The organism is Microbacterium sp. NPDC058062 (genome assembly GCF_042885375.1).
GTDB classification, from domain to species: Bacteria; Actinomycetota; Actinomycetes; order Actinomycetales; family Microbacteriaceae; genus Microbacterium; species Microbacterium trichothecenolyticum_C.
In genome coordinates, this window is sequence record NZ_JBHVSC010000001.1 from 849,414 (window position 1) to 868,904 (window position 19,491).

22 protein-coding genes are annotated in these 19,491 nt (G+C 70.8%); 11 read left to right on the top strand and 11 right to left on the bottom strand.

The window, feature by feature from the left end:
- Positions 1-21 precede the first annotated feature (21 nt).
- Genes ACFVSU_RS03825 through ACFVSU_RS03835 form a run of 3 tightly spaced genes read right to left on the bottom strand, consistent with a single transcriptional unit; the run spans position 22 to position 1,244 of the window.
- On the bottom strand, positions 22-462 hold the full coding sequence (locus tag ACFVSU_RS03825) for a YchJ family protein (protein ID WP_387138239.1): 441 nt from the start codon (positions 460-462) through the stop codon (positions 22-24).
- 1 nt (position 463) lies between these two features.
- Positions 464-829 carry a TraR/DksA family transcriptional regulator gene (locus tag ACFVSU_RS03830; protein ID WP_387138242.1) on the bottom strand — a complete coding sequence of 122 codons (366 nt, stop codon included), beginning with the start codon at positions 827-829 and terminating at the stop codon, positions 464-466.
- Positions 830-878: 49 nt separating this feature from the next.
- Positions 879-1,244 (bottom strand): hypothetical protein, encoded by a 366-nt coding sequence (locus ACFVSU_RS03835; RefSeq protein WP_387138245.1) that lies wholly within the window; start codon positions 1,242-1,244, stop codon positions 879-881.
- A 322-nt stretch (positions 1,245-1,566) separates the two neighbouring features.
- Between ACFVSU_RS03835 and ACFVSU_RS03840 the strand changes: the two genes are divergently transcribed.
- Both ACFVSU_RS03840 and ACFVSU_RS03845 read left to right on the top strand, forming a co-directional pair.
- Positions 1,567-2,082, top strand: a complete 516-nt coding sequence (locus ACFVSU_RS03840; RefSeq protein ID WP_387138248.1) for a hypothetical protein — start codon at positions 1,567-1,569, stop codon at positions 2,080-2,082.
- A 116-nt stretch (positions 2,083-2,198) separates the two neighbouring features.
- A complete protein-coding gene (locus ACFVSU_RS03845; RefSeq protein WP_387138251.1) occupies positions 2,199-2,840 on the top strand; it encodes a hypothetical protein in 642 nt (213 codons plus the stop codon).
- Here the strand turns inward: ACFVSU_RS03845 and ACFVSU_RS03850 are convergent.
- The 4 genes from ACFVSU_RS03850 to ACFVSU_RS03865 are packed head-to-tail and all read right to left on the bottom strand — an operon-like array spanning position 2,759 to position 7,147.
- Positions 2,759-4,111, bottom strand: a complete 1,353-nt coding sequence (locus ACFVSU_RS03850) for a DUF6716 putative glycosyltransferase (protein ID WP_387138254.1) — start codon at positions 4,109-4,111, stop codon at positions 2,759-2,761. The two genes, ACFVSU_RS03845 and ACFVSU_RS03850, sit on opposite strands and share 82 nt — an antisense overlap.
- Positions 4,108-4,980 (bottom strand): N-acetylneuraminate synthase family protein, encoded by an 873-nt coding sequence (locus tag ACFVSU_RS03855; RefSeq protein ID WP_387138257.1) that lies wholly within the window; start codon positions 4,978-4,980, stop codon positions 4,108-4,110. The genes ACFVSU_RS03850 and ACFVSU_RS03855 overlap by 4 nt, the downstream gene beginning before the upstream one ends.
- Positions 4,977-6,239: a cytidylyltransferase domain-containing protein gene (locus tag ACFVSU_RS03860; RefSeq protein WP_387138261.1), complete on the bottom strand. Its 1,263-nt coding sequence runs from the start codon at positions 6,237-6,239 to the stop codon at positions 4,977-4,979. Before ACFVSU_RS03860 ends, ACFVSU_RS03855 begins: the two co-directional genes overlap by 4 nt.
- Complete coding sequence (locus ACFVSU_RS03865; RefSeq protein ID WP_387138264.1) at positions 6,236-7,147, bottom strand: hypothetical protein; 912 nt, start codon at positions 7,145-7,147, stop codon at positions 6,236-6,238. Before ACFVSU_RS03865 ends, ACFVSU_RS03860 begins: the two co-directional genes overlap by 4 nt.
- A gap of 224 nt (positions 7,148-7,371) precedes the next feature.
- On the opposite strand from ACFVSU_RS03865, the gene ACFVSU_RS03870 reads away from it, so the two are divergent.
- The 4 genes from ACFVSU_RS03870 to ACFVSU_RS03885 all read left to right on the top strand — a co-directional run bounded on the left by ACFVSU_RS03870 (position 7,372) and on the right by ACFVSU_RS03885 (position 10,710).
- A complete protein-coding gene (locus tag ACFVSU_RS03870) occupies positions 7,372-8,295 on the top strand; it encodes a 5'-3' exonuclease H3TH domain-containing protein (protein WP_387138267.1) in 924 nt (307 codons plus the stop codon).
- A gap of 98 nt (positions 8,296-8,393) precedes the next feature.
- Positions 8,394-9,605, top strand: a complete 1,212-nt coding sequence (locus ACFVSU_RS03875; protein WP_387138270.1) for a sensor histidine kinase — start codon at positions 8,394-8,396, stop codon at positions 9,603-9,605.
- Positions 9,602-10,264, top strand: a complete 663-nt coding sequence (locus tag ACFVSU_RS03880) for a response regulator (protein WP_387138273.1) — start codon at positions 9,602-9,604, stop codon at positions 10,262-10,264. The genes ACFVSU_RS03875 and ACFVSU_RS03880 overlap by 4 nt, the downstream gene beginning before the upstream one ends.
- A 134-nt stretch (positions 10,265-10,398) precedes the next feature.
- Positions 10,399-10,710: an SHOCT domain-containing protein gene (locus tag ACFVSU_RS03885; RefSeq protein ID WP_387138276.1), complete on the top strand. Its 312-nt coding sequence runs from the start codon at positions 10,399-10,401 to the stop codon at positions 10,708-10,710.
- A gap of 42 nt (positions 10,711-10,752) precedes the next feature.
- On the opposite strand, the gene ACFVSU_RS03890 is transcribed toward ACFVSU_RS03885, so the two are convergent.
- The 3 genes from ACFVSU_RS03890 to trpD all read right to left on the bottom strand — a co-directional run bounded on the left by ACFVSU_RS03890 (position 10,753) and on the right by trpD (position 13,419).
- On the bottom strand, positions 10,753-11,754 hold the full coding sequence (locus tag ACFVSU_RS03890; protein WP_387138279.1) for a PHP domain-containing protein: 1,002 nt from the start codon (positions 11,752-11,754) through the stop codon (positions 10,753-10,755).
- Between the two features lie 18 nt (positions 11,755-11,772).
- A complete protein-coding gene (locus ACFVSU_RS03895) occupies positions 11,773-12,261 on the bottom strand; it encodes an aromatic ring-opening dioxygenase LigA (RefSeq protein WP_387138282.1) in 489 nt (162 codons plus the stop codon).
- Between the two features lie 96 nt (positions 12,262-12,357).
- Positions 12,358-13,419, bottom strand: a complete 1,062-nt coding sequence (trpD, locus tag ACFVSU_RS03900) for an anthranilate phosphoribosyltransferase (RefSeq protein ID WP_387138285.1) — start codon at positions 13,417-13,419, stop codon at positions 12,358-12,360.
- 187 nt (positions 13,420-13,606) lie between these two features.
- On the opposite strand from trpD, the gene ACFVSU_RS03905 reads away from it, so the two are divergent.
- From ACFVSU_RS03905 to ACFVSU_RS03925, 5 genes are all read left to right on the top strand, one after another.
- A complete protein-coding gene (locus tag ACFVSU_RS03905) occupies positions 13,607-14,248 on the top strand; it encodes a heme-copper oxidase subunit III (RefSeq protein ID WP_310290379.1) in 642 nt (213 codons plus the stop codon).
- A gap of 20 nt (positions 14,249-14,268) precedes the next feature.
- Positions 14,269-15,072, top strand: coding sequence for a cytochrome c (locus ACFVSU_RS03910; RefSeq protein ID WP_310290377.1), 804 nt, complete (start codon positions 14,269-14,271; stop codon positions 15,070-15,072).
- A 38-nt stretch (positions 15,073-15,110) separates the two neighbouring features.
- Positions 15,111-16,190 (top strand): Rieske 2Fe-2S domain-containing protein, encoded by a 1,080-nt coding sequence (locus ACFVSU_RS03915; protein WP_310290375.1) that lies wholly within the window; start codon positions 15,111-15,113, stop codon positions 16,188-16,190.
- 35 nt (positions 16,191-16,225) lie between these two features.
- Positions 16,226-18,034, top strand: coding sequence for a cytochrome bc complex cytochrome b subunit (locus ACFVSU_RS03920; protein WP_387138289.1), 1,809 nt, complete (start codon positions 16,226-16,228; stop codon positions 18,032-18,034).
- 171 nt (positions 18,035-18,205) lie between these two features.
- Complete coding sequence (locus ACFVSU_RS03925; RefSeq protein WP_387138292.1) at positions 18,206-18,625, top strand: rhodanese-like domain-containing protein; 420 nt, start codon at positions 18,206-18,208, stop codon at positions 18,623-18,625.
- Positions 18,626-18,634: 9 nt separating this feature from the next.
- Here ACFVSU_RS03925 and ACFVSU_RS03930 read toward each other — a convergent pair whose 3' ends face one another.
- Positions 18,635-19,444 (bottom strand): PP2C family protein-serine/threonine phosphatase, encoded by an 810-nt coding sequence (locus ACFVSU_RS03930; RefSeq protein ID WP_387138295.1) that lies wholly within the window; start codon positions 19,442-19,444, stop codon positions 18,635-18,637.
- Positions 19,445-19,491: the final 47 nt, after the last annotated feature.

Here is a 19,491-nt window from a genome sequence, read left to right on the forward strand (position 1 = left end):
GCTCGGCACCGTCGGGACCGGTCAGGCCGGATCGATCTGGCCGTCGAGGTACCACCAGCGCTCGCCCTGCCGCACGAAGCGGCTCCGCTCGTGCAGCACGCCGCTGTCGCGGCCGTGGCGCCAGGCGGCGCGGAACTCGACGACACCGCGCCTGTCGCCTTCGCCGCCATCCGTTGTGTCCACGATCTCGAGCCCGGTCCAGCGCTGTTCCGGGTCGAGCGTCAGCTCCGCGGGACGCGTGCCCGGGTGCCAGGTGTCGTGCAGATACGCCGCGTCGCCGACGACGAATGCCGTGTAGCGCGAGCGCATCAGGCGCTCGGCGGTCGGCGCCGGTGTTCCGCGCAGCGCGGGGGCGCAGCATCCGTCGAAGCGATCGCCGGTGCCGCACGGACAGGGATCCGTGTCCGCGACGCGCGGGAAGCCGTCGCGGGCGGCTCGGGATGCCGCGGAGCCGAACGACACGTCAGACGCCGGCCTTCTCGGCGCACGACACGCAGCGGGTCGCGAAGGGACGCACGCGAAGACGCGCGATCGGGATGCCTCGACCGCAGTCCACGCAGACACCGTAGGTGCCGTCCTCCCAGCGCTTGACGGCCTCGTCGATCTCGGCGATCTCGCGGCGTGCGGCCTCTTCGAGGGCGACGGCGCGGGACCACTCCCCCGACAGCGTCACGCCTTCGGGGTCGTGCTCGTCGTCGGCGACGTCGGAGCCCCGGTCGGCGCGCAATTCCTCGAGGGTCTCGTCGATCGCCGCGATGCGCACCATGGCCGCGTCGTGGAGCTCGTCCAGAAGCCCACGAAGCTCGGTCCGGCTCGCGGCGGAGGTCATCGCATGAGACTACGCCCGGATGCCGCGTCGTGGCCGCAGCCGTGCCGGATCAGCCCGCGACCTCCACGGTGAAGGTGACGTCCTGGATGCCGCCGTCCTCGTTCGACAGCACCACCTTCGTCGTTCCGTCGGCGAGTCCCTCGACCCCCGGGTTGTACGTCGCGCCGCCCTCCTCGCGACCCGCGGTGAACTTCGCGACGGACGGATCGGAGACGACGCCGCTGTAGCTGTCGACGGCGAGGTCGCCGGTGTCGATGTTCAGCACCTGCCCGACCTCGAGCTCGACGGTCTCGCCCTGAAGGTCGCCCACGTCGCGGGTGACCGGCGCGATCACGGGCTGAGACGACGCGCAGCCGCTCAGCGCGGCGAGCGAGGCGACGAGTACGAGGCAGGCGACCGGTCCGACGATGCGCATGGCGTCATGATGACAGCCCAGCGGCTGCACGGCCAGCGCCCGGCGTTCGTATGGCCCGGCGATAGGGATCTCCCAGGTCGGCCTGGGAACGTGGAGGCATCGCGGTGAAGGGGAATCCCGGTCCCCTCCGCGAAACCCCTGCAGGCGATGCGTCGCCCGGGACCACCCCTCGTGCCCGACGCCCGGAGGGCACGAGGGGCGGTCTCACCGACCCGCCCGGAGCCGGCGATCCGCGACACCCCCCGGACGCGATCGCCGGCTTCTTCGCATGCGCTGTGGATAACTCGGTCGGAGCGTCGACGCCGGCGGCTACCGTGGGGGCGTGCGGACTCGGGTGACGGCGGCGGTGCTCAGCGGTCTGCTCCTCCTCGGGCTTGCGGGGTGCACCCCGCCCGGGCCGGCGGAGCCCACGCCGACTCCGGCGTTCTCGAGCGACGAAGAGGCGTTCGCGGCGGCGGAGGAGACGTACCGCGCCTACGCGGGAGCTGAGAATGCTCGGCGCGATGATCCATCGGCACCAGATCCTCAAGTGTTTCTAAGCGGCAACGCGCTGGAGATAGACATCGAAAGCCAGCAACGCTTCCAGGAATTGGGCGTTCACTTGGTCGGCCCGAGCGAAGTCGCTTCATTCGCCGGGCAGAGCGCGTCGAGCGATCGGACCGAGGTCGCCGCGGTCGTGTGTCTGGATTCAACAGACGCGCGACTGGTGGACCAATCGGGAAACGACGTAACCCCCACGGAACGCGATCCAGTGCTCGAATTGATGGTGTCGTTCAAGTGGGTGGGTGACGCATTCCTCATCGTTGATAGCGATGTTGGAGACGGCGAGTCGTGTTGATCGCGGCGACTCTGTCCATCGCGTTGGCTATGGTTGCACCCGCTCCATACGCTGCGAGTGGCGACTGCAGCCTCGCCGACGCAGCGGCGGGACTGTGCGGCCGCAACACAGGCGAAGTGGTCGAAATCATCCGCTCTGAGACACAGCCCGGCAAGGCCGCCGACAGGGAGCCCGACTCCAATTCAGGCGCCGGTCCGAGACCCGAAGCGTCCGCCGAGCCCGAGGACTGCGGTCCGCTCAACCGGTGCGAGAACTACGTCGTCGCGGGCCCGCCGGACGTCACCCTCGCGGACCTCGCGTCCTTCCGGCCCGCCCAGCCGACGCTCGGCGGCGAGCCTGCGGGCTTCGGCGTGGTTGGCATGCCGACGAACCTGCTGGCCTCGGCGTCCGAGCAGCGCATCCCGGGCACGGTGCTCGGCTGGGACGTGACAGTGCGCTTCGTCCCGGTCGCCTACGTGTTCGACAACGGCGACGGCACGACCACGCGGGCGAACACGGGCGGCGCGTCATGGACGGCGCTCGGGCAGGGGCAGTTCACCCCGACCGCGACCAGCCACGCGTACCGGGCCCGCGGAACGTATCCGGTGTCGGTGACGGTCGAGTTCGAGGCATCCGTCGATTTCGGAAGCGGCACGTGGCGGACGGTTCCCGGCGTGGTCCGGGCCGCGGCCGCCGGCTACGGCGTACGGGTCGTCGAGGTGCGCACCGCGCTCGTGGACCGCACCTGCGTCGAGGATCCGACCGGCCCCGGCTGCTGAACCGCTCCGACGAGCGAGCGGCGGGCGCGCTTCGCGAGTCGCACCACGCCGCGCAGCGGCACGCCGACGACGTAGGCCACGGCACCCGAGGCGGACGTGTCGCTGCGGCCGAGAGCGACCTTGCGCTCCCACGCGTCGCGCAGCGCGCCGCCCCGGCGCACCACCGACGCGCGCGCCGGAAGCCGCCGAGCCGCCCGCTGCGCGAGCAGCGCGTCGACGTGTGCGGTCCAGTCGTCGGCCTCAGGGGCGTGGAAGTAGTTCTCGTCGAGCCACTCGGGATCCGGATGCCGGAACCGCCGCGCGACGACGTCCTCTTCGCTCGCGAGCAGGTCGGCGTCGGCCAGCGTCTCGTTGATGAGGCGCGGCGAGACGCCGAACGTGTCCACGGCGATGACGGGGATGCCGCGCGCGATCGCCTCGATCGCCGCGGTGGAGCTGACGGTGACGAGCCCCTCGGCCGTGTCGAGCGCGTCGCCCATCGACCCGGTCGAGGTGACGAGGTTCGCCGGCAGCGGCCCGAGCGAGGCGAGCAGCTCGGGGTAGCCGTCGAGCTCGGCGTGGGTCTGGTGCTCGCCCGACGCGGCGCGGAGCTTCACCACGACGCGTCGCGACGGATCCGCCTCGGCCGCCCGCACGAGCATGCGCGCGACGCGCAGCCGGTCCTCCCGCTCGGCGGGGACCTTCGCCTGGGTGGCGAACACGAGATCGGTGCCCTCCGCATCCGGGCGGGTGCCGCCGCCGGCCGTCACGGCACCGCGCGCGAACGGCAGCGTCGCGAGGGCATAGCGGTGGGCGTAGCCGGTCCGAGCCGACAGCGCGCCGAACGCCCGCACCTCGCGGCGCGAGTGCACGACGAACAGGTCGGACTGCAGCCGGTACACGACGGCCTTGCGCGTCGCGGGGATCGAGATGCCCGGAAGCCCGGTGACCACGACCGGCCGCGGCTCGAGCGCCGCGAGGTCGCGCGCGAGCACGCGCACGAGCGGACCGCGCGCTCCGATCACGACGGCGTCCGCCCGCAGCTCGGCGAGCCGGGCCACCAGGCGGGCGTAGGTGATCCGCTCCACGCGGTCCTCCCCCAGCCCGCTCCGGCTGAGCGCGGAGGCGAGCTGGGCGTCGCTGACGACGAGCGGCGTCTCGAGCACCAGGAGCGAGGCATCCCATCGCTCTGAGACCCCGCCGAGGAGGGCGGCCGCCCACTTCACGTAGGAGTCGGTGTCGGCGATCGCGACGACGCGCGGCCGCCCGCCGTCTGACGTGCCCGGACTCACGCGGGAACGCGACGCAGCTTCGCCATGGGCGCGAGCTCGCCGGGGTACACGCGCTTCACACCGTCGCCGAGGGCAGCCTCGATGACGCGGATGTCGCGCACCAGGTGCTGCAGGCCCGCGGGCTCGAGCGAGGCCGCGTGGTCGGAGCCCCACATGGTGCGGTCGAGCGTGATGTGCCGCTCCACCGCGACGGCGCCGAGGGCGACGGCCGCGAGCGAGATCTGCAGGCCGCGCTCGTGGCCCGAGTAGCCGACCGGCACGCCCGGGAAACGGTCGCGCAGCGCCGGGATCATGCGGAGGTTGGCCTCCTCCGGCTCCATCGGATACGTCGAGGTCGCGTGCAGGAGTACGAGGCGGTCGGTGCCGAGGATGTCGATCGCCGCATCGATCTGCTCGATCGTCGACATGCCGGTCGACAGGATGATCGGCTTGCCGGTGTCGCGCAGCGCCTGGAGCAGCTCGACATCGGTGAGTGACGCGGACGCGACCTTGTGCGCGACGACGCCCAGGTCCTCGAGGAAGGCCACGCTCGGCACGTCCCACGGCGACGCGAACCACTCGAGGCCGCGCAGCAGCGCGTGGTCGGAGATCTCGATGTACTCCTCGCGGTCGAACTCGACGCGGCGGCGGTAGTCGAGGTACGTCATGCGGCCCCAAGGGGTGTCGCGCGGCATGTCGCGCATGTGCTCGGGCGTCGCGATCTCGGGCGTGCGCTTCTGGAACTTCACCGCGTCCGCGCCGGCGTCGGCCGCCACGTCGATGAGACGCTTCGCGAGGTCGACGTCGCCGTTGTGGTTCAGTCCGATCTCGGCGATGACGTACGCGGGGCGTCCGCCCCCGACGACGCGGGATCCGATGGTGACGGTCATGAGGCCTCCTGTGGTGCTGTGGGGTGATCGGATGCTGAGGCTCGCACCGGCGCGACGGCCGGCCGGAGCGCGTCGGCGACGGCCGTCGCCGACCTGCCGGTGAGCACGCGCTCGGCGAGATCGCGCACGGCGCCGGCACCGCCGGGGCGGTCGAGCACGACACGCGCGGTGGAGAGGACGAGGGGGTGCGCCTCCGGGACCGCGACGGGCCAGCCGACGAGTTCGAGGCACCGCAGATCGTTGACGTCGTTCCCGAGGTACGCGATCCGGGACAGCGGGATGCCCTGCTGGTCGGCCCACTCGCGCAGCACCGCCGCCTTGTCGGACGCCGCCTGTCGCACGTCTACGCCGAGCTTGCGGGCGCGGGCGCTCACGACGGGGTTCGATTCGGTCGAGAGGATGAGGAACGGGATGCCGGCGGCTCGCAGCATCCCGACCCCCATGCCGTCGGATCGGCTCACGGTGACGGATTCGACGCCGTTCTGGTCGACGTGCACGGTGTCGTCGGTGTGCACGCCGTCGAAGTCGGTCACGACGGCGTCGACGGGAATCGCACCCGCGTGGGCGCCGAACGCGTCGCGGTCGACGAGGGGCGCGAGCGTGCGCGCGAGCTCCAGCTCGTCGAGGGTGTCGATCTCGATCGCGGTCCGCGGCGCGACCTCGGCGATGCCGACGCTGCCGAAGAAGCGGTGGTTCGCCGCGCGGAAGCCCGCCGCCCGCATCACGTAGAAGGCGCCGGTCTCGAGGTAGTGCGGTTCGCGGTCCTGGCGACGCGGGCGCACGTCGATCTCGTGGTTGACCGGCTCGGCCGCGCTGCCGATGCCCTTCTCCCAGAGGAAGCCGTACGTCTCCACGGCCGAGAAGACGCTGTCGCGGCGGCGCGAGCGCACGAGTTGCACGGCCGCGGTGAGCGCGTCGACGTCGATGAAGGGCGAAGTCGCCTGCAGGAACGCGAGGACCCCGACGTCGACCTTGTGGGCCTCGAGGGTCTCGAGGGCGTGGACGAGGGCGCTCTCGCTGCTGGCGAGGTCGCCGGAGAGGTCGGCCGGGCGCTCGACGACCTGGGCACCCCACTCGGCCGCGACGGCCGCGATGTCGGCGTCGTCGGTCGTCACGACGACCCGGTCGATCGCCGGGCAGCGCCGCGCCGCCTCGACCGCGCGTGCGATCAGCGGCACACCGCCGACGCGCTGCAGGTTCTTGCGCGGGACACCTTTCGAGCCCCCGCGCGCGGGGATGATGGCGACGACCTCGCTCATGCCGCCGCCGTCCGGGCGGAGCGCCGGGCGCGTCCGGTGTGCACGGTCGTTCCCGTGCCCGCGAGCACCAGCGGGAGCGTCGTCGTGGTGCTCGACGGCAGCGTGTGCACGTCGAGCGCGCCACGGGCGCCGGCGAGCACGAGCTCGACGGGCAGTCCGGTCTGGTGGATCCGCAGCCCGGGCACGGTCGAGACGGCGTCCAGCTGCTCCGCCGACTCGCGACGGTGCGGGAGGTACACCGCGCCGCCGGCTGCGGCTTCCCGCACCCACCGCACATAGTCGAGCAGCAGCATCCGTCCGTCGACCGGGAGTGCGCTGCCGAGCACCACGCGACGGCCGAGTTCCGGCGCCGCGGGCGCGCTCCGGCGCGTCCACGAGAAGTCGTGGCGGCGGATGCCGAACCCGTGGTCCGCGAGAGCGTCGACGCGGTCGGCGCCGAGATCGAATGCGGTGAACATCTCCGCGCGGCGCGCGAGGGCGCGGCGGTGCACGAGCTCGGCCGCGAAGGGAGCGACGACCGTGGTGAGTCCGCGCTCCTCGATGTTCGGGCGGGTGTACGGACGGCGACCGAGCAGCGTGTCGGCGTAGGCGATCGCGTGGGCGCCGTCATCGAGGAAGGTGATGCGGTGCGGGCGGAGCACCGAGGCGGCGAGGCGGAACTGGCCCGAGAAGCCGTCGCCGACGAGCCAGTGGCCGTGACGGGCGAGCAGGCTCCACGGGATCCCGAGGTAGGGCTCGAGCGCGCCGAAGCGCGCGCCGCGCGACAGCAGCTCGTCGGCGGTGGCCGAGATCTGCGGCGTCAGGCGTCCGGCGACGGGAACGGTCGTGCGGTGGGCGGCCGCCCACTCCGCGGCGCCGACGAGCTGCAGCGGCGACTCGACCCACGCCAGCACATCCTCGCGACCCATGGGGCGCCTCCTCCCGGCCGGCCCGCACGATCGGGCTCAGCGCTGTCTCCCCACGGTGGGCGCCGGATGTGAACGCGATGGGTCCTGCCGTGCGACCGTGGCCGGTCCGGCAGGTGAACGGAGGGTGGCGTGCTGCGGCACGTCGCGGCCGCGCAGCTCGCTCGACCGGCCGTCTCATTCACGCGGCCCGGGTGCGCGTCGGCGGCGCATGCCAGGATGAACGCGTGACCGACCGCCTCATGCTGCTCGACTCCGCGTCCCTGTACTTCCGCGCGTTCTACGGGGTGCCCGACACCGTGCGCGCTCCGGACGGCACCCCCGTCAACGCCGTCCGCGGGTTCCTCGACATCATCACGCGGCTCGTCACGACGTACCGCCCCACGCACCTCGTCGCGTGCTGGGACGACGACTGGCGACCGCAGTGGCGCGTCGACCTCATCCCGACCTACAAGACGCATCGCGTCGCCGAGGTCGTCGCGGGCGGACCCGATGTCGAAGAGGTTCCCGATCCCCTCGAGGTGCAGGTTCCCGTCATCCGCGAGGCGCTCGACACCCTCGGGATCCGCATCGTCGGCGCCACCGCCCACGAGGCCGACGACGTCATCGGCACCCTCGCCTCCACCGCGACCATGCCGGTCGACATCGTCACCGGCGACCGCGACCTCTTCCAGCTCGTCGACGACGAGCGCGATGTCCGCGTCGTCTACACCGCGCGCGGCATGAGCAACCTCGAGGTGCTCACCGATGCGTCCGTGGTCACGAAGTACGGCGTCCTTCCTTCGCAGTACGCCGACTTCGCCACGCTCCGCGGCGACTCGTCCGACGGTCTGCCCGGCGTCGCCGGCATCGGCGAGAAGACCGCGGCCGGGCTCCTCGCGACACACGGCGACCTCGCCGCGATCGTCGCCGCGGCCGAGGCCGGCGAGGGCATGTCCGCGGGTGTGCGCTCGAAGGTGCTCGCGGGCCTCCCCTATCTCGCCGTCGCGCCGCAGGTCGTGGCCGTCGTGCGCGACCTCCCGCTGGACGTGCCCGACCCGCGCCTGCGACCGCTCACCGAGCAGGGGAAGACGGATGCCGCATCCCTCGCCGAGCAGTGGGCGCTGGGCGCGTCGATGAACCGCATCATCGACGCGCTCGACACCGTCTGATCCCCTGCCGCCGGGGCCGCCCCCTACTCCCGCGGGAGTACGCGCGGGGCTCCCGCGGTCAGATTCCTCACAGAGGGGCGCGGCGTAGCATCGTGCGCATGCCCGGGCCCGTGCGTGACGATTCGAGTGCGAGCCGTCACCGGCTGCGTGCCCCCGGCGCCGACGAGTTCGGCCCGCGCTTCCGCCCGCCGGCGGCCGTGGTGCTCCTCGTCCCGGTCTTCGTCTCGCTCCTGGTTCAGGTGCCCGGCACCATCGCGCTGTCGTGGTGGCAGCACGTGCCCGTCGCCGCCGCGGCGACGAGCCTGACGCTGGCCGCAGCATCCGCTCTCGCACTCCTCGCGGCGCGTCGACTGCCCGGGGCCACCGTCGCGGCCGTGGCCGCGCTGAGCGCCGTCGACCTGCTGATCGCGCCCGTGGGCGGTCCGCCACCCGTCGCCCTGATCTTCGCGATCGTCGGCGCCGTCGTTCGGGGCGCACGCGTATGGGCGCTCGTCTCGGTCGGCGCGGCCTGGCTCGGCGTCGTCGTCGGCGCGGATCTCGTGGGCGTCCAGTGGCATCCTGCGCGCATCGCCTTCGCCACGGTGGGCCTCGCGCTGTGCTTCGTCGTCGGCGAAGGCATCCGCGCGCGGATCCGCGGCGCCGAGGAGCGCCGCACGCAGCTCTACGCTCGCCGTCGCGCCGCCGAGCAGGAGGAGCGCACGCGCATCGCCCGGGAGCTGCACGACGTGCTGGCGCATTCGCTGAGCCAGATCGCCGTGCAGTCCGGCGTGGGGCTGCACCTCTTCGACCGCGAGCCGGAGCGCGCCCGGGAGGCGCTCGCGAACATCCGCAGTCTCAGCGCGACCGGCCTCGACGAGGTGCGCGGCGTGCTCGCATTCCTGCGCGGCGACGAGATCGGCGCACCCGACACCGCGCCGCTCACGCCGCAGCCGCAGCTCGCGCAGCTGCCGGGCCTCGTCGCCGGCCGCACCGGGCTGGGCCTCAGCGTCGCCCTCGACGACCGCCTCGCGGGCGACACGCCGCCGAGCGCGGTGCAGACGACGGCCTACCGCATCGCCCAGGAGGCGCTGACGAACGTCGTCCGTCATTCCGCCGCCTCGCACGCCACGGTGACGGTCGAGCACGACGCCGACGACCTCGTCCTCACGGTCGCGGACGACGGCGCCGGCATCCCCGCGACCGCGTCCGAGCGCGGGGGCCTGCGCGGCATGCGTGAGCGGGCCGAGCTCGCGGGCGGCGCCCTGACCGTCGACAGCGGCACGCGGGGCACCGCCGTGATCGCGCGTCTTCCCTGGCGGGGCGCGGCATGATCCGCGTCGCCCTCGCCGACGACCACCAGCTCGTGCGGGCCGGGTTCCGGGCGCTCCTGGACTCGGAGCCCGATATCGATGTCGTGGCGGAAGCTTCCGGCGGCCAGGAGCTGCTGCGCGCACTCCGCGCGGCAGACGTCGACGTCGCGCTCGTCGACATCCGCATGCCGGACGGCGACGGACTGTGGGCCGCCGAGCAGATCGCCGCCGACCCCGACCTGGCCGGTGTGCGGGTCGTGATCGTGACCACCTTCGAGCTCGACGAGTACGTGATCCGCGCGGTGCTCGCCGGCGCCAGCGGGTTCCTCGTGAAGGACACCGAGCCCGCCGACCTCATCCGCGCGGTGCGCGCCGTGGCCGCCGGCGACGCGCTCCTGTCCCCCGGCGTCACCCGCACGCTGCTCGATCGGGCCGCGTCGGGCCTGCGTGCGGTGCCCGATCCCCAGCTCCTCGAGACGCTCACCGACCGCGAGGTCGACGTCCTGCGCCTCGTCGCAGAGGGACTCACGAACGACGAGATCGGCGCCCGCCTGCACCTGTCGCCGCTCACCGCGAAGACGCACGTGTCGCGCATCATGCAGAAGCTCTACGCCCGCGATCGCGTGCGTCTCGTCATCATCGCGTACGAATCCGGGCTGGTCGGCTCACAGCCCCGGTGACCGCGGCCTGCAGTACTCCGCCGAGAGCAGTCGAGTTCACTCCGGCGGTCGGATTCACGGATGCCGCCACCCGCGTTGACTCGAGGCATCCGGCCGCCCTTCCCGGCGCAGCCGGTTCCGAGAGAGGAATCCGCATGTCCACTGCACTCGCCACTGTGCTCGATGCCGGCTCAGGGATCGTGGCCACTCACTTCGTCGGCCCGTGGGGGTTCGGCTGGTGGTTCCTGCTGATCCCGCTGTTCTGGATCGCCCTGTTCGCGATCCTCTTCGGGATCTTCGGCCGCCGCTGGCGTCGTGCGGCCGCGGAGAACGGCTACGGGCCGTATGGCCGCAACCCCGCCCGACAGGCCGAGACCACACTCGCGGAGCGATTCGCGAAGGGCGACATCGACGAGACCGAGTACCGCGCACGCCTCGAGGTGCTTCGCGCGAACGCGTCGCAGTGATCTCCCGGACGCGACTGCGGCCCCGGATCCGTCACCGGGGAATCAGGCGCCGCGGTCGCGTCCGGTCCACGCGCGCAGCTTGTCCAGCGGCCACGTCGTGACGATGCGCTCGGGCGGCACGCCGATGCGCTCGGCACGCTCGGCGCCGTAGTCCAGCAGGGAGAGCTGACCGGGCGCATGGGCGTCCGAATCGATCGAGAAGAGGCATCCGATCTCCAGCGCCAGCGCCATCAGCTCGTCCGGAGGGTCCTGTCGCTCCGGACGGGAGTTGATCTCGACCGCGACGCCATGGGCCTCGCAGGCCTCGAACACGGCCCGCGCGTCGAAGGTCGAGGGCGGCCGCGTTCCGCGCGATCCCTCGACGAGGCGCCCAGTGACATGTCCGAGCACGTCGATGTGCGGGTTCGAGACGGCCGCGACCAAGCGCCGGGTCATCGGCCCACGCTCCATGCGGAGCTTGGAGTGGGCGGACGCGACCACGACGTCGAGTTCCGCGAGGAGGTCGGGCTCCTGATCGAGGGCGCCGTCCTCGAGGATGTCGACCTCGATGCCCGAGAGCAGGGTGAACCCGTCGCCGCTCATGCCCGCGACGACCTCGAGCTGGGAGCGCAGGCGCTCGGGCGACAGCCCGTTCGCGACGCGCAGCCGCGGCGAATGATCCGTGAGGGCGAGGTACTCGTGGCCGAGTGCTCGCGCCGCGTCGACCATGAGGTCGATGGAGGTGAGGCCGTCGGACCAATCGCTGTGCGAGTGCAGGTCGCCCCGCAGCAGCGGCCGCAGGGACGAAATGCGCTGCACGCCTGCGCGTTCGCGCAGGTCGACGAGGTATCCCGGCACCTCGCCTGCCAGCGCCTGCTGGATCACGGCCAAGGTGGAGTCGCCGATCCCCTTGCGGCGGCGCAGGGAGGCGGTGTCCCGCAGTTCCGCGTCGCTCAGGCCCTCGATCGCGTCGGCCGCCGCACGGAACGCCTTCGACTTGTACCGCGAGGAACGCTCACGCTCGAGGAGCGTGGCGATCTCGGTGAGCGCGTCGTAGGGGTTCACGTGCGGCGGGGCGACGGATCAGGCGATGTTCGAGCGCCGGATCACCACCGGAACGCTCGCCAGCCGGTGGATGGCCCAGCCGAACAGGATCGCGAGCACGCCCATGCCGGCCGCGAACAGCGCGACACCGTAGGCGACGACCGAGGTGAAGAGCGAGGCGCGCAGGAACGACGCCTGCATCACGGTGGCCCGCACCGGGTCGTCCTGGTCGAGCTCGGCGTACGTCTTGCCGCCCGACGCCTCGAGGGCGTGGGTGTTGATGATGTCGGCCTGCACGTAGGCCGTGAAGGGGCCGGTGACCTGCTGACCCTGGAACGCTGCGGCGTCGTCGGGAATGGTGATGTTCTCGGCCGTGAGCTGGGTCGTCACGCCGATCCACGCGATGATGCCGACGACGATCAGCAGGATGCCGCCGATGATCCCGATGATGCCGACCGCCTTCACCAGGCCGACCTTCTTCTCGGGGGGCTCGATCACGTCGGTGGTGCGGGGCTCTTCCTCGCTCATGCGTCCTCCTCGGATGCGGTCGTTGAGCCACACGCTAGCGGCGCCGCACGGCGAGGCGGAAGAGCGCGCGCCGGAGAAAACCCGGCGGGCGCCGGCTCAGGAGGCGAGTGCGCGCGTCGCCTCGACCCAGCGGTCCAACGTGGCCGTCGCCGCGCCGGTGTCGATCGCGGCGGCGGCGTCGTCCCGGGCCTCGGCGAGGCGCTCGAGGATCGGTCGCTGCACCTGTGCGGCATCGCGGAACAGGCGGTAGGCGACCATGCCCGCGGCCGCGTTGAGCAGCACGATGTCGCGCACCGCGCCCTCCTCGCCGCCGAGCACGCGCCGCACCACGCCGGCGTTGTGGGCCGGATCGCCGCCCAGCAGGTCGTCGATGTCGGCGAGCGGGATGCCGAGGTCGCGCGGGTCCAGGTCGTGCTCGTGGATATCGCCGCGGCTGACCTCCCACAGCCGGCTGTGACCGGTCGTCGTGAGCTCGTCGAGGCCGTCGTCGCCACGGAACACCAGCGCCGTCGCGCCCCGCGTGCGGAACACGCCGGTGATGAGCGGCACCCGGTCGAGATGCGCGACGCCGACGGCGTTCGCCTCGGCACGCGCCGGGTTGCACAGCGGCCCGAGGAAGTTGAAGACGGTGGGGACGCCGAGCTCGCTGCGCGTCGCCGCCGCGTTCTTGAACCCGGGGTGGAACGCACCCGCGAACGCGAAGGTGATGCCGGTGCGGGAGAGCGTCTCGGCCACGGCGTCCGGCGACAGGGCCAGGTCGACGCCGAGAGCGCCCAGCACGTCGGACGAACCCGATGAGGAGCTGGCCGCCTTGTTGCCGTGCTTGACGACGGGGATCCCGGATGCTGCGGCCACGAGCGCCGACATCGTCGACACGTTGACGGTTCCGAAGCGGTCGCCACCCGTGCCCACGATGTCGAGGACCGCGGCGTCGACGGGAAGCGGGAGCGCGGCCTCGAGGATCGCGTCGCGGAAGCCGACGATCTCGTCCACCGTCTCGCCCTTGGCACGCAGCGCCACGAGGAAACCCGCCAGCTGCGAAGGGGTGGCGGTGCCCGACATGATCTGCCGCATCGCCCACGTCGACTCCGAGACACTGAGGTCGCGCCGCTCGAGCAGCGTGGTGAGGATTCCCGGCCAGGTGTACAGCTCCGCCATAACCGAGAAGCCTAGCCGGGCTCGGGAATCGGAACCGTTTCGTGACACGGCGTCCCGGGCGCGGCGATTCTGCGTCTTCACCACGGGTTCACGGCGAAGTCGCAGGGTCCTCTTAGGCTCCCCTAAGTTCCGGAGCAGGCGAAGACATGCCCTCCGATGCGAAAATCGTGGCTTCGAATCGGCCATAATGGGGAGCGTGACGACCTCCACAGCGACCTACTCCCAGGCCATGCGGTCCGTCAAGCGGCCGGATCCGGTCGCTGTCGGAACCATCGTGTGGCTCGGCAGCGAGGTGATGTTCTTCGCGGGCCTCTTCGCGATCTACTTCACCCTGCGCAACACCTCGCCCGAACTGTGGGCCCAGGAGACGCAGCTGCTGAACATCCCGTACGCGACCGTCAACACGATCATCCTCGTGCTGTCCTCGGTCACGTGCCAGATGGGCGTGTTCGCCGCAGAGCGCTTCCAGCCCTATTCGACGAAGAAGCGCGGCTGGCTCGGCTGGGGCATGGTCGAGTGGTTCTGGCTGACCTTCGCGCTCGGCGCGATCTTCGTCTCGGGCCAGGTGTGGGAGTACGCCCAGCTCGTCGCCGAGGGCATGCCGATCAACGCGAACTCCTACGCGTCGGCGTTCTACCTCACCACCGGCTTCCACGCCCTCCACGTGACGGGCGGCCTCATCGCCTTCCTCCTCGTCATCGGGCGCGCGTACGCCGTCAAGAACTTCGGGCGCAAAGAGATGACGTCCTCGATCGTCGTGTCCTACTACTGGCACTTCGTCGACGTCGTCTGGATCGCCCTCTTCCTCGTCATCTACTTCCTCAAGTGAGAGCGGAGCTGAAACCCGACATGGCACGACAGACCACACGCCGCTCGAATGGCCGCCGCAGCCCCTGGGCCGCGGCCGCACTGATCGGCATCGGCCTGCTCATCACGGGCGGCGTCTACGCCGGGGCATCCGCCGCGATGGCGGCCACCACCCCCGAGACCGTCACGAACTCGGCACTCACCGTCGAAGACGGCAAGAAGCTGTTCCAGGCCAACTGCGCCACGTGCCACGGCCTGGATGTGCAGGGCACCGAGGACGGCCCGTCGCTCTACGGCGTCGGCGAGCTCGCCGTGCACTTCCAGATGAGCACCGGCCGCATGCCGCTGCAGATGCAGGGCCCGCAGGCTCCGCAGAAGCCCGCGCAGTTCACCGAGGAGCAGATCACCGCGATCGGCGCCTACATCCAGTCGATCGCGCCCGGCCCGACCTACCCCGAGGAAGAAGTCCTCGACGGCGGCGGCAGCGCGTCCGAGGGTGGCGAGCTCTTCCGCATCAACTGCGCCATGTGCCACAACGTCGCCGGCGCCGGCGGTGCGCTGACCGAGGGCAAGTACGCCCCGAACCTGCACACCACCACCCCGCTGAACATGTACGCGGCGATGGTCACGGGTCCGCAGAACATGCCGGTGTTCAACGACATGACGCTGACCACCGAAGAGAAGCGCGACATCATCACCTACCTGCTGTACCTGCAGGACAACGAGTCTGCGGGCGGATTCACGCTCGGCTCGCTCGGCCCCGTCTCGGAGGGCCTCTTCATCTGGATCTTCGGCATCGGCTCGCTGATCGCCATCACCGTGTGGATCACGGCGAAGTCCAACTGATCGACGAACGACACACGTAAGACTTGACGAGGAGCAGCATGGCCCACGAGGACGACCCGCTAGAGCACGAGAGGGCTTCCTGGAAGCCCTCCCCCGGGCTCGCTGTGGCGGTCACCGACCCGGTGCACAACCCTGGCCTCCCCCCGCACCGCGAGCGGATGACCGACCAGGACCCCGCTTCGATGAAGCGCGCGGTCCGGGGCATCTACACGCTCTTCTACCTGTCGATCGCGGGCAGCATCTGGGCGATCGCCGCCTACATGCTCTTCCCGATCGAGAGCGGGCGGATCGTAGACATCCGCAACAACAACCTCTTCATCGGACTCGGCATCGCCTTCGCGCTGCTGGCCATCGGCGTGGGCGCGATCCACTGGTCGAAGGCCGTCATGTCCGACAGGGAGTTCGTCGAGCCTCGCCACGCGACCCGCGGCCGCGACACGACGCGTGAGGCCGCCATCAAGGCTTTCGCCGACGCCGACGCCGAGTCGGGCTTCGGCCGCCGTGCGATGGTCCGCAACTCGCTGATCGCCGCGCTCGTGGCATCGGTCGTGCCCGGCGTCGTGCTCTTCCGCGGCCTGGCGCCGTTCAATTCGCCGGAGAAGCCGCACGCCGGTGATCCCGTGTACCTCCTCGAGCACACCATGTGGAAGGAGGGCATGCGCCTGGCTCACGACCCGTCGGGCGAGCCCATCAAGGCGGCCGACCTCACCCTCGGCTCCGCGGTGCACGTCATCCCCGAGGCACTCGCCGAGGTCTCGCACAGCGAGGGCTACCTCGACGAGAAGGCCAAGGCTCTCGTGCTCCTGGTGCGTCTGCTCCCCGAGCAGCTCACCGAGTCCGAAGACCGCAAGGAGTGGTCGTACAACGGCATCGTCGCGTACTCGAAGGTGTGCACCCACGTCGGCTGCCCGGTCGCGCTCTACGAGCAGCAGACCCACCACCTGCTGTGCCCGTGCCACCAGTCGCAGTTCGACGTGACCGACCACGCGAAGGTCATCTTCGGCCCGGCGGCCCGCCCGCTGCCGCAGCTGCCCATCACCGTCGACGACGAGGGCTACCTCGTAGCCCGCAGCGACTTCCTCGAACCCGTCGGCCCGAGCTTCTGGGAGCGTCATTGAGCACCTCAACCGTCATTGAGCAGCCTGCGGCTCCTGTGGCTCCCTCACGCAACGGCGACCGCCCGCTCGGCGGCCGCTTCATCGGCGCCACCGCGAACTACATCGACGAGCGCACGAGCCTCTCCGGCTTCGTCAAGGAGCTCGGCCGCAAGATCTTCCCCGACCACTGGTCGTTCATGCTGGGCGAGATCGCCCTCTGGGCGTTCGTCGTCGTGCTCCTGTCGGGCACGTTCCTGACGTTCTTCTTCCAGGCCTCGATGACCGAGACGCACTACAACGGCGCCTACCTCCCGATGCGCGGCATCGAGATGTCGGCCGCCATGGCGTCGACGCTCGAGATCTCGTTCGACCTGCGCGGTGGTCTCCTGGTCCGCCAGATGCACCACTGGGCCGCCCTCGTGTTCGTCGCCGGCATCGGCGTGCACATGCTGCGCGTGTTCTTCACCGGTGCGTTCCGCAAGCCGCGCGAGCTCAACTGGGTGATCGGCTTCATCCTGTTCATCCTCGCGATGGGCGAGGGCTTCACCGGCTATTCGCTCCCCGACGACGTGCTCTCGGGTAACGGCCTCCGCATCATCGATGGCATGATCAAGGGCATCCCGATCATCGGAACCTGGACCTCATTCCTGCTGTTCGGCGGACAGTTCCCGGGCGACGCCATCGTCGGCCGCCTGTACACGCTGCACATCCTGCTCCTGCCCGCGATCCTCGTCGGCCTGCTGGTGCTCCACCTCATGCTGATGGTGATCAACAAGCACACGCAGTTCGCCGGCGCCGGCCGTACGAACAGCGTCGTGGTCGGCTACCCGATGATGCCGGTCTACATGTCGAAGATGGGCGGCTTCCTGTTCATCACGTTCGGCGTGATCGTGCTCATCGCCTCGCTGTTCACGATCAACCCGATCTGGAACTACGGCCCGTACGACCCGTCCCCCGTGTCCGCCGGTACTCAGCCGGACTGGTACATCGGCTTCGCCGACGGCATGCTGCGCCTCATCCCGCCGGGCTGGGAGATCGTGTTCCTCGACCGCACCTGGTCGTTCAACATCATCGTGCCGCTCGTCGTGCTCGGCCTGTTCATCGTGCTCGTCCTGATCTACCCCTTCATCGAGGCGTGGGTCACCGGCGACAAGCGCGAGCACCACATCGCCCAGCGTCCGCGCAACTCGGCGACCCGCACCGCCATCGGCGCGGCCGGCGTCACGTTCTACGCGGTGCTGTGGGCTGCGGCAGCCTCCGACATCATCGCCACGCACTTCTGGCTGACGATGGAGGGCGTGATCCACACGCTCCAGGCGCTGTTGGTCCTGGGCCCGGTGATCGCGTACTTCGTCACCAAGCGCATCTGCATCGCGCTGCAGAAGAAGGACCGCGAGATCTCGCTGCACGGCTACGAGTCGGGTCGCATCGTCCGCCTCCCCGGTGGCGAGTACATCGAGGTGCACCAGCCCGTCGACGACTACGAGCGCTTCAAGCTGGCCGACTTCGACACTTACGAGCCGCTCGTGGTGCGTCCGAACGCCAAGGGTCAGATCCCGTGGCACGAGAACCTCCGCGCGTCCATCTCGCGCTGGTTCTTCGAGGACCGCCTCACCCCCGTCACGCAGGCCGAGCTCGACGCGGCGCTGGCTCACCAGCACCACGACCTCGACCACATCGCGGCCGAGGAAGACCTCGAGATCCAGGCGGCTCACGAGCGTGCCGGCGTGCCGGACGCTCCGCACAAGCCGCTCGACGACGGGAAGCACGGCGAGGTGCCGGTGCGCCCCTCGAACGTCATCGTTCCCGAGCCCGAGCCTGGCACGAAGGCTCCGCGCAACCGCGAGAAGGAGTCCGACCAGTAAGGTCGCCGCATTTCGCAGACGGATGCCCCGGCACGATCTCCAGGATCGTGCCGGGGCATCCGTCGTTCGGTGCAGCGAGCACACGACCGGCGCCGCGGAACGGCAGGAATCAGACGACGTCTGACAGCGCTTCCGAAGGTCCCGGCACGGATGCTGACTTAGCGTGGACGCATGACCGATGCCCTCTCGTACTTCTCCGCCAAACTCGCCCTCGAGACCGACGCCTCCGACGTCTACGCAGCCCAGAAGGCCGGCGAGCGGTTCGTCCTGGTCGATGTCCGCGGCGACGAGGCGTGGGCGCAGGGACGCATCCGTGGGGCTATCCACATGCCGTACCGCGAGATCGCCGATCGCGCGCCGCGCGAGATCGACAGCTCGACGCCCGTCGTCGTCTACTGCTGGAGTCCCGGCTGCAACGCCGGCGCGAAGGGTGCCATAGAGTTCGCCAAGCTCGGCTACCCGGTCAAAGAGATGATCGGCGGCTACGAGTACTGGGTGCGCGAAGGCCAGCCGACCGAGAACGACGAAGGACCACTCCCCCGAGTGTTCGACGCGCAGGTGATGGTCGTCCGCGCGCCCGTCGCAGGCTGAGCGCCCGGCTCAGGCCGACTCCAGCCCTTCCATGAACCGTTCGGCGGCCGCCCCGTAGAACGCCGTCTGCGCGGGCGCGCCGCCGATCTCCTCGGCGGCCAGAACGACGTCGCACACGACCACGGTGACGTTGTCGTAAGAACCGGCTTCCAGAGCCACCGCCACACACGCCTCGACCGCCGTCCCCGCGTGCGGGAACTCCAGAAGAAGATCTCGGATCTCGTCATCCGGGACATAGTCGGTGAGTCCGTCACTGCACAGCAGCCACCTGTCGCCGGCCCACGCATCGTGGGCGGTCACCGTCGCGGCATCGCGCTCGGCCCCGCTCAGCGAGGCGGTGATGATGTTGCGACGGGGGTGGGACGCAGCATCCGTGATCGATACGATCCCGCGGTCGACCAGTGCCTGCACGAGCGAATCGTCCCTGCTCGCCTGCACGAGCTCCCCATCTCGCAGTCGGTACGCCCGCGAGTCGCCGGTGTGGGCCAGCAGAAGCCCGCCGTCACGGTCAGCGAAGAGCCCGGTGAACGTCGTGGCCATGCCGCTCAGCGACGGATCGCGCTCGACATGGGCACGGAGGTCCCAGTTGGCCGACCGGACCGCGTCGGCGAGCTGCACGGGCTCGAGGCCCTCCAGACGGCCCGCGGCCAGCCGGTGGATGAATGCCGCCGAGGCGAAGTCACCCGCGGGTCCTCCCCCGACGCCGTCTGCCACCGCCGCACCCCAGGAGGCCGTGAACGCCGCGTCCTGATTGGTCTTGCGGTGCGGGCCGATGTCGGAGCACGCAGCCGCACGCAGAAGCGCACGGGGCCCCGTCACAGACGGGTCCCCGTGCGCATCACGCGATATGCCATGCGGGCCGGCAA